Annotated in this window: 12 protein-coding genes and 1 pseudogene; 8 read left to right on the top strand and 5 right to left on the bottom strand. The window is 65.1% G+C overall.

All coding sequences use genetic code 11. The features are described from left to right. Positions 1-88 precede the first annotated feature (88 nt). Positions 89-697 carry an HNH endonuclease gene (locus BZF61_RS09015; protein WP_086618898.1) on the bottom strand — a complete coding sequence of 203 codons (609 nt, stop codon included), beginning with the start codon at positions 695-697 and terminating at the stop codon, positions 89-91. A 130-nt stretch (positions 698-827) separates the two neighbouring features. Here BZF61_RS09015 and gluQRS point away from each other — a divergent pair, with 130 nt between their 5' ends. The 4 genes from gluQRS (at position 828) to BZF61_RS08995 (ending at position 3,462) form a co-directional block, all read left to right on the top strand. Next, complete coding sequence (gene gluQRS / locus BZF61_RS09010) at positions 828-1,670, top strand: tRNA glutamyl-Q(34) synthetase GluQRS (protein WP_245804560.1); 843 nt, start codon at positions 828-830, stop codon at positions 1,668-1,670. Between the two features lie 25 nt (positions 1,671-1,695). Beyond that, positions 1,696-1,926 (top strand): HIG1 domain-containing protein, encoded by a 231-nt coding sequence (locus BZF61_RS09005; protein ID WP_086618659.1) that lies wholly within the window; start codon positions 1,696-1,698, stop codon positions 1,924-1,926. 12 nt (positions 1,927-1,938) lie between these two features. Beyond that, on the top strand, positions 1,939-2,514 hold the full coding sequence (locus tag BZF61_RS09000) for a cob(I)yrinic acid a,c-diamide adenosyltransferase (protein ID WP_086618657.1): 576 nt from the start codon (positions 1,939-1,941) through the stop codon (positions 2,512-2,514). 78 nt (positions 2,515-2,592) lie between these two features. Continuing rightward, positions 2,593-3,462: a 3-hydroxyacyl-CoA dehydrogenase NAD-binding domain-containing protein gene (locus BZF61_RS08995; RefSeq protein WP_086618651.1), complete on the top strand. Its 870-nt coding sequence runs from the start codon at positions 2,593-2,595 to the stop codon at positions 3,460-3,462. 8 nt (positions 3,463-3,470) lie between these two features. Here BZF61_RS08995 and BZF61_RS08990 read toward each other — a convergent pair whose 3' ends face one another. Together BZF61_RS08990 and mutS are read right to left on the bottom strand one after the other, a co-directional pair. Further along, positions 3,471-3,968 carry a hypothetical protein gene (locus BZF61_RS08990; protein ID WP_143736978.1) on the bottom strand — a complete coding sequence of 166 codons (498 nt, stop codon included), beginning with the start codon at positions 3,966-3,968 and terminating at the stop codon, positions 3,471-3,473. Between the two features lie 42 nt (positions 3,969-4,010). After that, positions 4,011-6,653, bottom strand: coding sequence for a DNA mismatch repair protein MutS (gene mutS / locus BZF61_RS08985; RefSeq protein WP_245804559.1), 2,643 nt, complete (start codon positions 6,651-6,653; stop codon positions 4,011-4,013). A 149-nt stretch (positions 6,654-6,802) separates the two neighbouring features. Between mutS and BZF61_RS08980 the strand changes: the two genes are divergently transcribed. After that, positions 6,803-9,064 carry an NADP-dependent malic enzyme gene (locus BZF61_RS08980; RefSeq protein WP_086618647.1) on the top strand — a complete coding sequence of 754 codons (2,262 nt, stop codon included), beginning with the start codon at positions 6,803-6,805 and terminating at the stop codon, positions 9,062-9,064. Beyond that, positions 9,061-9,453 (top strand): hypothetical protein, encoded by a 393-nt coding sequence (locus BZF61_RS08975; protein WP_086618646.1) that lies wholly within the window; start codon positions 9,061-9,063, stop codon positions 9,451-9,453. Before BZF61_RS08980 ends, BZF61_RS08975 begins: the two co-directional genes overlap by 4 nt. On the opposite strand, the gene trmB is transcribed toward BZF61_RS08975, so the two are convergent. Next, entirely contained in the window at positions 9,450-10,151 is a 702-nt protein-coding gene (gene trmB / locus BZF61_RS08970; RefSeq protein WP_086618639.1) for a tRNA (guanine(46)-N(7))-methyltransferase TrmB, read from the bottom strand. The genes BZF61_RS08975 and trmB overlap by 4 nt on opposite strands. 179 nt (positions 10,152-10,330) lie before the next feature. Between trmB and BZF61_RS08965 the strand changes: the two genes are divergently transcribed. Continuing rightward, on the top strand, positions 10,331-11,455 hold the full coding sequence (locus BZF61_RS08965) for a Fic family protein (protein WP_086618637.1): 1,125 nt from the start codon (positions 10,331-10,333) through the stop codon (positions 11,453-11,455). A 47-nt stretch (positions 11,456-11,502) separates the two neighbouring features. On the opposite strand, the pseudogene BZF61_RS08960 reads toward BZF61_RS08965, so the two are convergent. Continuing rightward, a pseudogene (locus tag BZF61_RS08960) lies at positions 11,503-12,024 on the bottom strand (response regulator transcription factor); the annotation flags it as partial. A gap of 66 nt (positions 12,025-12,090) precedes the next feature. On the opposite strand from BZF61_RS08960, the gene BZF61_RS08955 reads away from it, so the two are divergent. After that, positions 12,091-12,842 (top strand): IS5 family transposase (locus BZF61_RS08955; RefSeq protein WP_086616887.1); only part of this gene is annotated, 752 nt, incomplete at its 3' end.

Here is a 12,842-nt window from a genome sequence, read left to right as displayed (position 1 = left end):
GCGCGGATCGCTCGCGAATCGCGCCTTGCCGGCCCGCCCCGTCGGGGCTGGGCGCGGGCGGGGGCGGAACGGCACCGGGCGATGCCGGTCAGGCTTCCAGCTCGACATCCCAATAGAGCCAGTCGCGCCAGGTTTCGTGCAGGTGGTTGGGCGGGAAGAGCCTGCCTGCCTGCTGCAACTGCCAGCTGGTGGGCCGGATCGGCGCCTGATGCAGGCTCATGCCTGCCTGCTTGGGGGTGCGCCCGCCCTTCTTCATGTTGCAGGGGGCGCAGGCGGTGACGATGTTCTCCCATGTCGTCCTCCCGCCGAGGCGGCGCGGGATGACATGATCGAAGGTCAGATGTTGGTGGCTGCCGCAATACTGGCACTGGAAGCGGTCGCGCAGGAACACGTTGAACCGGGTAAAGGCGGGAAACTCGCTCTGCTTCACATATTGCCGGAGCGCGATGACGCTCGGGATCTTCATGTCGAGGCTTGGAGAATGCACCTCTCGCTCGTAGCTCGCGACAATGTCCACCCGGTCGAGGAACACCGCCTTGATCGCGGTCTGCCAGGGCCACAGGCTGAGCGGGTAGTAGGACAGGGGGGTGTAATCCGCGTTCAGCACCAGCGCGGGGCAGGCCGAAAGGTTGCGGGTCGGATCCTCGTCGACACCGCGGAACCGGGCTGCCTTTTCGATCAGTTCGGCGTTGAACACGGTGCGCGTTCCTCCCTGATTGACTGCATCCTGACCTTGCACGGCAAAGAGTCAAACCCGTGACAAGGCGCATATCCACAGGGACACGCTGTGGAGAGCCTGTGGATAGCGTAACAATCTGTCGTGTGGCATGGGCGACCGGATGCCTGCCGTCACGCCTCTCGTAACCCGTTTCGCGCCCAGCCCCAACGGGCGCTTGCATCTCGGCCACGCGCTTTCGGCGATTATCGCGCATGATCTGGCGAAGGCGAGCGGCGGGCGGTTCCTGCTTCGGATCGAGGATATCGACGGCCCGCGTTCGCGCCCTGACCTCGCCGATGAATTCCGCCGCGATCTCGCATGGCTGGGGCTGGAATGGGAAGAGGTGCCCGCGCAATCGACCCGCCTCGCCAGCTACGCCGCCGCGGCCGAGGCGCTGAAGGCGCGCGGATTGCTCTATGCATGCACCTGCACCCGCAAGGAAATCGCAGAAGCGGGCGCGCGCCCCGGCCTTGAAGGCCTGATCTACCCCGGCACCTGCAAGCACCGCCCGCCCGACCCGGCGCGCCCTGCGGCATGGCGGCTGGATGCGGCCAAGGCGCTCGCCGCAACCGGCCCGCTGCTGTGGCAGGATGAGCTGGCAGGGCCGCAGGCGGTCGATTTTTCCGGCCTTGGCGATGTGGTGCTCGTGCGCAAGGATCTGCCCGCCTCCTACCATCTCGCGGTGACGCTCGACGATGCCGCCGACGGGGTGACGCTGGTGACGCGCGGCGCCGATCTGTTCGCGGCGAGCCATGTGCACCGCACCCTGCAAGCCCTGCTCGGCCTGCCGGCGGTGCGCTGGTATCACCACCCGTTGCTGACCGATGAGACCGGCCAGAAGCTCGCCAAGCGGCGCGGCTCGCCGGCGCTTGCCGAGCGGCGTGCAGCGGGCGAGAATGGACGGATGCTTGCCGAACAACTCAGAATGCAACATTTGAGGCTTGGAACCTGAGGCGGAGGCGTCCATTTAGGTAGGCATGGCATATGTACTCGTCCCCGTTCTGCTCGTCCTCATGGGACTGGTGGCCTATTCGCTGATCCGCGGCATCGTCGCGTTCCTCAAGACGACCAAGATCGATCTCGAAAGCGGCGAGGCAAGCACCGCGACCGATATGCAGCTGCTCCAGAACAAGGCGATGTTCGCGCGCATCAAGTATCAGGCGCTCGCGATCGTGGTGGTGGCGATCCTGCTGGCGGTGTCGCGCTGATTTCTTCGCATCATGGTCAAGCTCAACAAGATCTACACCCGCACCGGCGATGACGGAACGACGGGCCTCGTCGACGGGTCGCGCTGCCCCAAGCACTCGGCGCGGATCGCCGCGATGGGGTTGGTGGACGAGGCCAATTCGGCGATCGGTCTTGCGATCTGCGCTCTGGCTGACGCCAGCCACAAGGCGCTGCTGACGCGGGTTCAGAACGATCTGTTCGATCTCGGCGCAGACCTTGCGACCCCCGCGCAGAACGACGACTTTACGCCGTCCGACATGGTGCTGCGGATCGTTCCGCAGCAGGCGCGCTGGCTCGAGGGGCAGATCGACGCGCTCAACGAGCGCCTCGAACCGCTCACCAGCTTCGTCCTGCCGGGCGGAAGCGAGGCAGCCGCGCGCATCCATGTCGCCCGCGCCACCACCCGCGCTGCCGAGCGTGCGATGGTGCAGCTCGCCGCCGAAGTGCCAGTCAATCCCGCAGCGCTGGCCTATATCAACCGCCTTTCCGATCTGCTCTTCGTGCTCGCCCGCGTGGCCAATGATGATGGCCGCACGGATGTGAAGTGGGTTCCGGGCCAGAACAGATAGCGCGCTAATCGCTGGCCAGCCGCGTTCTTCCCCGCTAGGGCAGCGCCCTTGCTGCACTTGCGGAGGAACCAAGCCCACATGCGCAATATCGCTGTCATCGGTGCCGGTCAGATGGGAACCGGTATCGCCCAGACTGTCGCCGCCCACGGCATGAAGGTCATGCTGACCGACGTCGACCTGCCCCGCGCCGAGGCCGGCAAGGCCAATATCGAGGCGGCGCTGGTCAAGCTGATGGGCCGAGGCAAGATCGAGGCGGCCGAGGCCGAGGCCCTGCTCGCTCGGATCACGCCGGTGGCCGACTATGCCCACTTTGCCGATGCCGACCTCATCATCGAGGCCGCGACCGAGCGCGAGGAAATCAAGAACGCGATCTTCGAAAAGGCCGGACAGGTGCTCGCGCCCGCAGCGATCATGGCGTCGAACACCTCATCGATCCCGATCACCCGCATGGCCAACCACACGCCCGATCCGGCCCGCTTCATCGGCCTGCACTTTTTCAATCCGGTGCCGGTGATGGGCCTGATTGAGGTCATTCCAGGCCTTGCCACCTCGGCCGCGACCACCGAAGCCGTCACCGCTTTTGCCAGAGGGCTGGGCAAGGAAGTGGTGCTTTCGCAGGATGAACCCGGTTTCGTCGTCAACCGCATCCTGCTGCCGATGATCAACGAGGCGGTGTTCGTGCTGGGTCAGTCAACCGCGGGGATCGAGGATATCGACAAGGGCTGCCGCCTTGGCCTCAATCACCCCATGGGCCCGCTGCAACTGGCGGATTTCGTCGGGCTCGACACCTGTCTCGACATCATTAAGGTGCTCTACAAGACCACGCGCGACAGCAAGTATCGTCCGGCGCCGCTACTGGTGAAATATGTCGAGGCGGGTTGGCTCGGCCGCAAGACCGGGCGGGGCTTTTACGATTACAGTGGCGAGGTGCCGGTTCCGACCCGCTAGGTCTCGGCTCACTGAAGCTGGTTGCCGATCGGTCGCGGGGGCACGGCCGCCTCGGCGCCCGCAGCCTCGCCGCTGCTGCCGTCGCGGGGGACCAGTTCGCCGAGCGAATCCGCCTGCACCGGCCCACCGGTGTTCTGCGGCAGCGCCGAGCTGCGCCGCACCTGTGGCGGGGCAAAGGCCGCTCTGGCCGGGCTGTCGGGCGAAGGGCTGGCTTCTTCGGGCAGCAGCTCGGACGCGGGCACCTCTGTGCTGGCATCATTGCCGAGCATCGCCTCGCCGCTAAGGCCCCAGCCGGCCGCGGGGTCGAGCGGTTCGGCTTCCGGCTTGGGCTGCCTGTGCACGATGACCGGGTTCTCCTCCGGTGCGGGCGCGCTCGGCTGCCCGAAGCGTTCCATCGTCCGGTCGAGCAGACCGCCACCCGGGCCCACCATCACAAGCGTGCCGAAGATCGTGATCGCGGCAAACATCAGCGCAGATTTGGTGCTGGCTAGCGGGGAATTGGACATGCCGCGCAGGCTAGCGCCGGCGCGGTTAAGCCTTGGTTGAAATCATCCCTTGGAGCGGGGCAGGGTGCGCTTCCATTCGTAGAGCAGATCGAGCGCCTCGCGCGGGGTGAGCGCGTCGAGATCGGTGTTCCGCAAGGTTTCGGCGAGCTGTTGTTCGGGAGAGGCCGAGGCAGGCTCGGCACGCATTGCGGCGAACAGCGGCAGATCGCCCAGCCCGGCGGCGATGCCGCCGGTGGCCTCGCGCGTCGCCTCGAGCTTTGCGAGCACCGCTCTGGCGCGCTCGATAACCGTCGCGGGCACCCCGGCGAGCCGCGCGACGGCAAGGCCGTAGGAGCGATCCGCCGGGCCGGGGGCCAGTTCGTGGAGCAGCACCAGATCGCCTTGCCATTCGCGGGCGCGGACATGGTGGAGACTCAGCGCGTCGCAGGTTTCTGCGAGGCGCGCGAGTTCGTGATAATGGGTCGCGAACAGGCAGCGACAGCGGATTTGCGAATGCACCGCTTCGGCCACGGCCCAAGCAAGAGCGAGGCCGTCATAGGTCGATGTTCCGCGCCCGACCTCGTCGAGGATCACGAAGCTGCGCCGCGTCGCCTGCGCGAGAATGGCCGCAGTCTCGATCATCTCGACCATGAAGGTGGAACGGCCGCGTGCGAGGTTGTCGGCCGCGCCGACCCGGCTGAACAGACGGTCGACAAGGCCGATGCGCGCCGAGGCAGCCGGGACGAAGCACCCTGCCTGCGCCAGCAGCACGATCAGCGCATTCTGCCTGAGGAAGGTCGATTTGCCGCCCATGTTGGGGCCGCCGATCAGCCACAGCCGGTTGTCCTCGGCGAGCACGCAATCATTGGCGACGAAGCGTTCCCCGGTTCTGGCGAGCGCGGCCTCGACCACAGGATGGCGCCCGCCGGTGATCGCCAGGCCGGTATCCTCGGCCAGCGCGGGGCGGCACCAGTCGCCCTCGGCTGCCCGTTCCGCATTGGCCGCGCCGACATCCAGCCGGGCCAGCGCGGCGGCAGTGGCGGCAATCGCCTCGCGCGCTGCGATCACGGCCGCGACCAGTTCCTCGAAATGGGCCTCCTCGGCTGCCAGCGCATGGCCTCCGGCTTCGGCGATCCGCGTGGCTTCCTCGTGAAGTTTCAGAGAGTTGAATCGCACCGCCCCGGCCATTGTCTGGCGATGGGTAAAGCCGCTGTCCGGCGCCATCAGCGCATCGGCGTGACGTGCGGGAACCTCGATGAAATAGCCCAGCACCCCATTGTGGCGGATCTTGAGCGTCGCGATCCCGGTCTCCTCGCGGTAGCGGGCCTCCATCGCGGCAATCGCGCGGCGGGCATCCCCCGAGCTGGCGCGCAGCGCGTCCAGCGCGGGGTCGTAACCATCCGCGATGAAACCGCCGGCCGCGCGTTCGGTCGGCGGGGAGGGCACCAGTGCGCGCGCCAGCCAGTCGGTCAGGGCGCCGTGGCCGGTCAGGCGCTCGAGCACCTGATCGAGCAGTTCCGGCCGGTCGGGTGCGGCGGCAAGCCAGTGATGCAGCCGTGCCGCTTCGGTGAGCCCGTCGCGCAACTGGCCGAGATCGCGCGGACTGCCGCGCCCGGCCACGACCCGTCCCAGCGCGCGTCCGAGATCGGGGATGGTGCGCAGGATGTCGCGCAGTCGGGCGCGTTCGATCGGGCGATCGCGCCAGAACTGAACCAGCGCCAGCCGCGCCTCGATCGCGCCAATGTCGAGCAGCGGGGCCGACAGATCCTCGGCCAGCAGCCGGGCGCCTGCGCCGGTCACGCAGCGATCCACCGCGCCGATCAGGCTGCCCGCCCGACCGCCGCCGGTGGCCTCGAGGATTTCGAGGCTCGCGCGGGTCGCTTCGTCCATCGCCATGCCCGCCTCGGCCGCCCGCAGCACCGGCGGCAACAGCAAGGGCAGGCTGCCGCGCCCGACATGCTCAAGATAGGCCACCAGGCCCGCCGCCGCCGCCAGCATTGCGCGGCTGAAGTCTCCGAAAGTATCGAGCGTGGCGATGCCGTGGATCGCCTTCAGCCTATCGGCCCCGGCATCGCTGGTGAAGGTGCTGCGCGGGCGGGTAATCGCCCCATCCGGGCCGTGCTGCCACTCCTCCGGCACCACCACTTCGCTCGGGCTGATGCGCGCCAGCGCCGCGCCGAGCCGGTCCGCTGCGCATTCTTCCAACACCATGGCGCCGGTCGAAACGTCGCAGGAGGCGATGCCGATGGTTCCGCGCAATTCGGCCAGCGCCACCAGCACATTGGCCCGGCGCGGATTGAGCAGGGCTTCCTCGGTCAGGGTGCCCGCCGTCACCAGCCGCACGATCGCGCGGCCGACCAGAGCCTTGGATGCAGGCGTTCCTTCGCGCTTGGCCCGCGCCTTGGCCTCCTCGGGGGTTTCGACCTGCTCGGCGATCGCCACCCGGCAGCCGGCCTTGATCAGCCGCGCGAGATAGCTCTCGGCCGAATGCACCGGCACCCCGCACATCGGGATCGGCTCGCCCATGTGCTCGCCCCGCGTGGTCAGCGCGATATCGAGAATGTGCGACGCCTTGCGTGCATCCTCGAAGAAGAGTTCGAAGAAATCGCCCATGCGGTAGAACAGCAGCGCATCGCCCGCTTCTTCCCTGAGGCGCAGGTATTGCGCCATCATCGGGGTGGGTTTCGGATCGTCGCGCGCGGCCATGCTGCACGCCTAGCCCCAAGGCCTGCGATTCGGAATGTCAGGCCCGCCCGCTTTCCCCGGAAGCGGGGCGATTTCGGGCCTATCGCTCTTGGCGTGGCGCGGTTAAGACGGGCCGCGAAGAACCGGAGCGAAGCAGGGGATCAGCGATCATGGCCGAAGACAACAAGGGCGGCTTCACCGCGCGCGAGGCGCTGTTCTATCACGAAACGATCCGCCCCGGTAAGCTGGAGATCGTCGCGACCAAGCCGATGACCTCGCAGCGCGACCTCAGCCTTGCCTATTCGCCGGGCGTTGCCGTGCCGGTCGAGGCGATTGCCGGCGATGCCTCGCTTGCTGCGCGCTACACCGCCAAGGGCAATCTGGTGGCGGTGATCTCCAACGGCACCGCGATCCTCGGCCTCGGCAATCTCGGCGCGCTCGCCTCCAAGCCGGTGATGGAAGGCAAGGCGGTGCTGTTCAAGCGCTTTGCCGATGTCGATTCGATCGACATCGAACTCGCCACCGAGGACCCGGAAGCCTTCATCAACGCGGTCGCGCTGATGGAGCCGACCTTTGGCGGCATCAACCTTGAGGATATCAAGGCGCCCGAATGCTTCATCATCGAAGCCGCGCTGCGCGAGCGGATGAAGATCCCGGTGATGCATGACGACCAGCACGGCACCGCGATCATCACCGCCGCCGGCCTGCTCAACGCCTGTCACATCACCGGCCGCGACTTCAAGGACGTGAAGGTCGTGGTCAACGGCGCAGGCGCCGCCGCCATCGCCTGCACCGCGCTGATCAAGGCGATGGGCGTGCCGCACGAAAACGTCATCATGTGCGACCGTTCCGGCCCGATCACCCCGGGCCGGGAAGGCATGGACCAGTGGAAGAGCGCGCACGCGGTCGCCACCTCCGCCACCAGCCTGGCAGAGGCGCTGTTGGGCGCAGACATCTTTCTCGGCCTGTCGGCGGCGGGTGCATTGAAGCCCGAGTGGGTCAAGAAAATGGCTGACAAGCCGATCATCTTCGCCATGGCCAACCCGGTGCCGGAAATCATGCCCGATGAAGCCAAGGCGGCACGTCCCGACGCGATCGTCGCCACCGGGCGCAGCGATTTTCCCAATCAGGTCAACAATGTGCTGGGGTTTCCCTTCATCTTCCGCGGGGCGCTCGACGTGCAGGCGACCACCATCAACGAGGAAATGAAGATCGCCGCCGCCAAGGCCATCGCCGAGCTCGCGCGCCAGCAGGTGCCCGAGGAAGTGGCGAGCGCCTATGGCAAGAACCACAAGTTCGGCACCGATTACATCATTCCCGCACCTTTCGATCCGCGCCTGATCGAGGTGGTGTCCTCCGCCGTGGCCAAGGCGGCGATGGATTCGGGCGTGGCGCAGAGCCGGATCGAGGATTTCGACGCCTACCGCGTCGCGCTCCGCTCGCGCCTCAACCCCACCACCTCGGTGCTGACCGGCGTTTACGAGACCGCCAAGGCGAACCCGAAGCGGATGGTTTTCGCCGAGGCCGAGGAAGAAGTGGTGCTGCGGGCCGCGATCCAGTTCCGCGATTTCGGCTATGGCACGCCGATTCTGGTCGGCCGCACCAAGGCGGTGCTCGACAAGCTCCACCAGCTTTCGGTCAGCGATCCCGGCAGCTTCGAGATCCAGAACTCGGCCGACAGCGAGCATGTTCCGGCGATGGTCAACTATCTCTACAAGCGGCTCCAGCGGCGCGGCTTCACCCAGCGCGACGTGCGGCGGATGGTCAACCAGGATCGCAACGTGTTTTCCTCGCTGCTGGTCGCGCTCGGGCATGGCGACGGAATGATCACCGGCATGACCCGCACCTTCGCGCAGAGCGTGCGCGAGGTGAATCTGGTGCTCGATCCCAAGGAAGGCGCGGTCCCTTTCGGTATCCACATGATGATCGGCAAGAACCACACGACCTTCCTCGCCGATACCACCATCAACGAACGGCCCGATGCCGCGATGCTCGCCCATATCGCCAAGGAAACGGCGGCGGTGGCGCGGCGCATGGGGCACGAACCGCGGGTGGCGTTTCTGTCCTATTCGACCTTCGGTAACCCCTCGGGCCAGTGGCTGGGCAATATCCGCGAGGCGGTGGCGATCCTCGACGGGGAGGATGTCGGCTTCGAATATGAAGGCGAAATGGCGCCCGATGCCGCGCTCAACCCCAAGGTGATGGCGCTCTATCCCTTCAGCCGCCTGTCCGGCCCGGCCAATGTGCTGATCATGCCCGGACTGCAATCGGCCAACCTCTCGGCCAAGCTGCTGCGCGAGCTCGGCAGCAATGCCACGATCGGGCCGATGCTGATCGGGATGGAAAAGCCGGTGCAGATCGTGCCGATGACCGCCGCCGTGCCTGATGTGCTGACGCTGGCGGTGCTGGCGAGCGCGGGCGTGGTGGGGTGAGGATTGTCGGCGCCGCCATCGCCTATGGGGCGATGGTCTTTGCGCTGGGGTTCGTGCTCGGCATCCTGCGGGTGCTATGGCTGGCGCCGCTCGTGGGACTGGTGCCTGCCACGCTGATGGAATTGCCGGTGATGCTGGGGGCGAGCTGGCTGGCGAGCGGCTGGCTGGTGCGACGCCTTGCGATTGCCAGCGCGGGCGAGGGGCTGGCTGCCGGCGGACTTGCCTTTGTGCTGCTGATGGCGGCGGAATGCGCGTTGGGTGTTGCCATGATGGGGATGACGCCGGCGCAATGGTTCGCCGAATTCCGCCAGCCGCACGCGCTGCTGGGGCTGGCGGGACAGGGCGCCTTCGCGCTCATGCCGTGGTGGCGGATGCGCCGCGGCGTCTAGCGCCGCCGGAAGCGGAAATACCACACCTCGTGGCCGTACACGGTGCGGGCCTTGTGCTCGTAACGCGTCTCGGGCCAGCCGGAGGGGCGCACCTGCCAGTCAAGGGGTTTCTCGACCACCCATTCGAACAGGTCCGTGTGGCGCTGCATCACCATCAGCGCATGGCGCAGATAGACCGCATGATCGGTGCCAAAGCGGAACTCGCCGCCGGGTTTCAGCTTCTCGGCGAACAGCCGCACCGGTCCGTCGTTCATCATCCGCCGCTTGGCATGGCGCGCCTTGGGCCAGGGATCGGGATGGAGCAGGTAAAGCATCGTCAGCGCCCCGTCGGGCACCCGCCGGAGCACTTCCAGCGCATCCCCATGGTGCAGCCGGATATTGCCGAGGCGCTGGTCCTCGATATGGGTCAGCGCCTGCGCCACGCCGTTGAGGAAGGGTTCGGCCCCGATGAAGCCATGATCGGGCAGCAGGTCGGCACGATAGGCGAGATGTTCGCCCCCGCCGAAGCCGATCTCGAAATGCAGTGGCCGATCATCCCCGAACAGCGCGCGGCTGGTGACCGCGCCTTGCGCCGGCACGCTGATCTGGGGCAGCAGATTGTCGACCAGTCCCTGCTGGTGCTTACGAAGCTTCTTGCCCACGCTGCGGCCATAGAGCCGCGCAATGGTGGTCGGATCGCCTTCCTTGAATGCCGTCATGAGGCGGGCGCTTGGCACCGGCAATGCCTATGGTCAACTCACGGGGGCGTTTTACCCAGCTAGAGCTTGATGATCGTGCTTTGAACACAAAGCGCCTTGATGTAAGCAGAACCTCATTTTGCGATCATCAAACTCGTTTGCTTTGAACGAACGATCATCAAATTCGGAGCCTCATTCCAGTGCCGGTAAATTACCACCAAGGCCAATTCCCACCCGCAGAAATTGATTTGGCAACACTTTTCCCTCTCGTAGGGCCCGCAAACGCCGCAATAGCGCGCTACGAGGGAGTCTTGGCTGGAGTTCCAAATCGGAATATCCTCCTCTCGCCTTTGACGAACCGGGAAGCGGTTCTTTCAAGCAAGATCGAAGGCACCCAGGTGACCTTGGGAGAGGTCCTTGAATTTGAGGCACAAGGAAATCTCTTTGACGAGAGCACGCCCAAGAAGGCTGACGCTCGCGAAGTCCTCAATTATCGCGCCGCGCTCAATCATGCGACCAGACAGATGCAAGAAGGTATGCCGCTGGCGCAGCGGCTGCTTAAGTCCACGCATCGGGTCCTCATGGACGGAGTGCGAGGGAGAAACAAAGACCCAGGAGAATACCGGCGCATTCCAAACTGGATCGGACCTGATGGCTGCACCATAGAGCAGGCGCGCTTCGTCCCTCCGGGCGCAGACATACTGGCCAATGCTATGGACCTCTGGGAGCAATACATACACGCAGACGCAATCGACCGGCTGGTTCAACTGGCTGTCGTTCATGCAGAATTCGAGTCGATCCATCCGTTTCTTGATGGCAATGGGCGTCTGGGCAGGCTGCTAATTCCGTTGTTTATGTATGCTCATGGATTGCTGTCGGCACCAAATTTCTATCTGTCAGATTTCCTCGAAAGAAATCGAGATGAGTATTATGCTCGACTATTGGCAATTTCCGAAAACGGAGATTGGACCGGATGGATCGCTTTCTTCCTTAAAGGAATCATAGCCCAAGCCGAGATTAACACCGAAAAAGCGCAGGCGATCTTGGCATTGCATCAACGCAAGCGCGACTGGGTAGTCGACGTCACGCATTCACAATATGCGGTCCGCGCTCTCGACTGGCTATTTCAAAGGCCGATCTTCACAACCCCAGACTTTATTCAATCGGTTCAAATCCCCGGACCGACAGCCCGCACAATCATCCGCGCCCTTCGCGAGAACGGTATGCTAGGTGAGATAATCCCCGCAGCAGGTCGCTCCCCAGCTGTCTATGTTTTTTCAGAACTTCTCAATATCGCGGAAGGTGAAAACATTTTCGGCCGCTGAGGAAACGCAGCGAGGACGCAGCCGCGGAGGCGGCTGCGAAAAGCAGATTACGCGGCTTCCATTTCCTCGTTCGGATCGCGCAGCACGTAGCCGCGGCCCCACACGGTCTCGATGTAGTTCTCGCCGCCGCAGGCCAGCGACAGCTTCTTGCGCAGCTTGCAGATGAACACGTCGATGATCTTGAGTTCGGGCTCGTCCATCCCGCCGTAGAGGTGGTTGAGGAACATCTCCTTGGTCAGTGTCGTGCCCTTGCGCAGGCTGAGCAGCTCGAGCATCGCATATTCCTTGCCGGTCAGGTGGACGCGGGCGCCATCGACTTCGACCGTCTTGGCATCGAGGTTCACGGCGAGCTTGCCGGTGCGAATGACCGACTGCGAGTGGCCCTTCGAGCGGCGCACCACGGCATGGATGCGGGCGACCAGCTCCTCGCGGTGGAACGGCTTGGTGACGTAATCGTCCGCGCCGAAGCCGAAGCTGCGCACCTTGGAATCCATTTCACTGATGCCCGAGAGAATCAGCACCGGGGTCTGCACCTTGGCGACGCGCAGCTTCTTGAGCACGTGGACACCTCGAAAAACCCTCGCCTTTGATGCGCTGATCTGATTCACTCTGCGCTGCGATGAGCGGAGGCGATGATGGTTGGTCAGCCGGGTTTCTTTGATTTGTCGGATCGGTATGCGGCGTTGAGCGCGGCGGGCGATCCGCTGGAGCGGTTGGCGGGGGTGGTGGATTTTGAAGTGTTCCGCGGGCCGCTGATCGTGGCGCTGAGGCGGAGCGATCGTGGCAAAGGCGGCCGGCCGCCGTTCGATCCGGTGATGATGTTCAAGATCCTGGTGCTGCAGGCGCTCTACTCGCTCTCGGACGAGGCGGCAGAGTTCCAGATCAAGGACCGGCTCTCGTTCCAGCGGTTCCTGGGGTTAGGGCTCGATGGCAAGGTGCCTGATGCCACCACGGTGTGGCTGTTTCGTGAGCAGCTTGTGAAGGCCAAGGCGATCGACAAGCTCTTTGCGCGCTTCGATGCCGTGCTGACCGATCGCGGCTATCTGGCGATGGGCGGGCAGATCATCGATGCGACCGTGGTGCCGGCGCCCAGGCAGCGCAATAGCGATGAGGAAAAGGCCGCGATAAAGGAGGGCAAGATCCCGGAGCGCTGGAAGGAGAAGCCCGCCAGGATCCGCCAGAAGGACCGCGATGCGCGCTGGACGGTCAAATACTCCAAGGCGAAGGTGAAGGAGGGTGCTGATCCTGCGGCGTTCAAGCCGGTCGATCTTGCCATCCCGATGTTCGGCTACAAGAACCACATCGGCATCGACCGGGCGCATGGGCTGATCAGGACCTGGGATGCCAGCGCGGCCAACGCCCATGACGGGGCGCGGCTGCCAGACCT

Origin of the sequence: Erythrobacter tepidarius (assembly GCF_002155695.1) — a bacterium.
Taxonomy (GTDB): domain Bacteria; phylum Pseudomonadota; class Alphaproteobacteria; order Sphingomonadales; family Sphingomonadaceae; genus Erythrobacter; species Erythrobacter tepidarius.
Note: the sequence above shows the minus strand (reverse complement) of the source record. Positions and strands in the feature narration are given on the sequence as shown.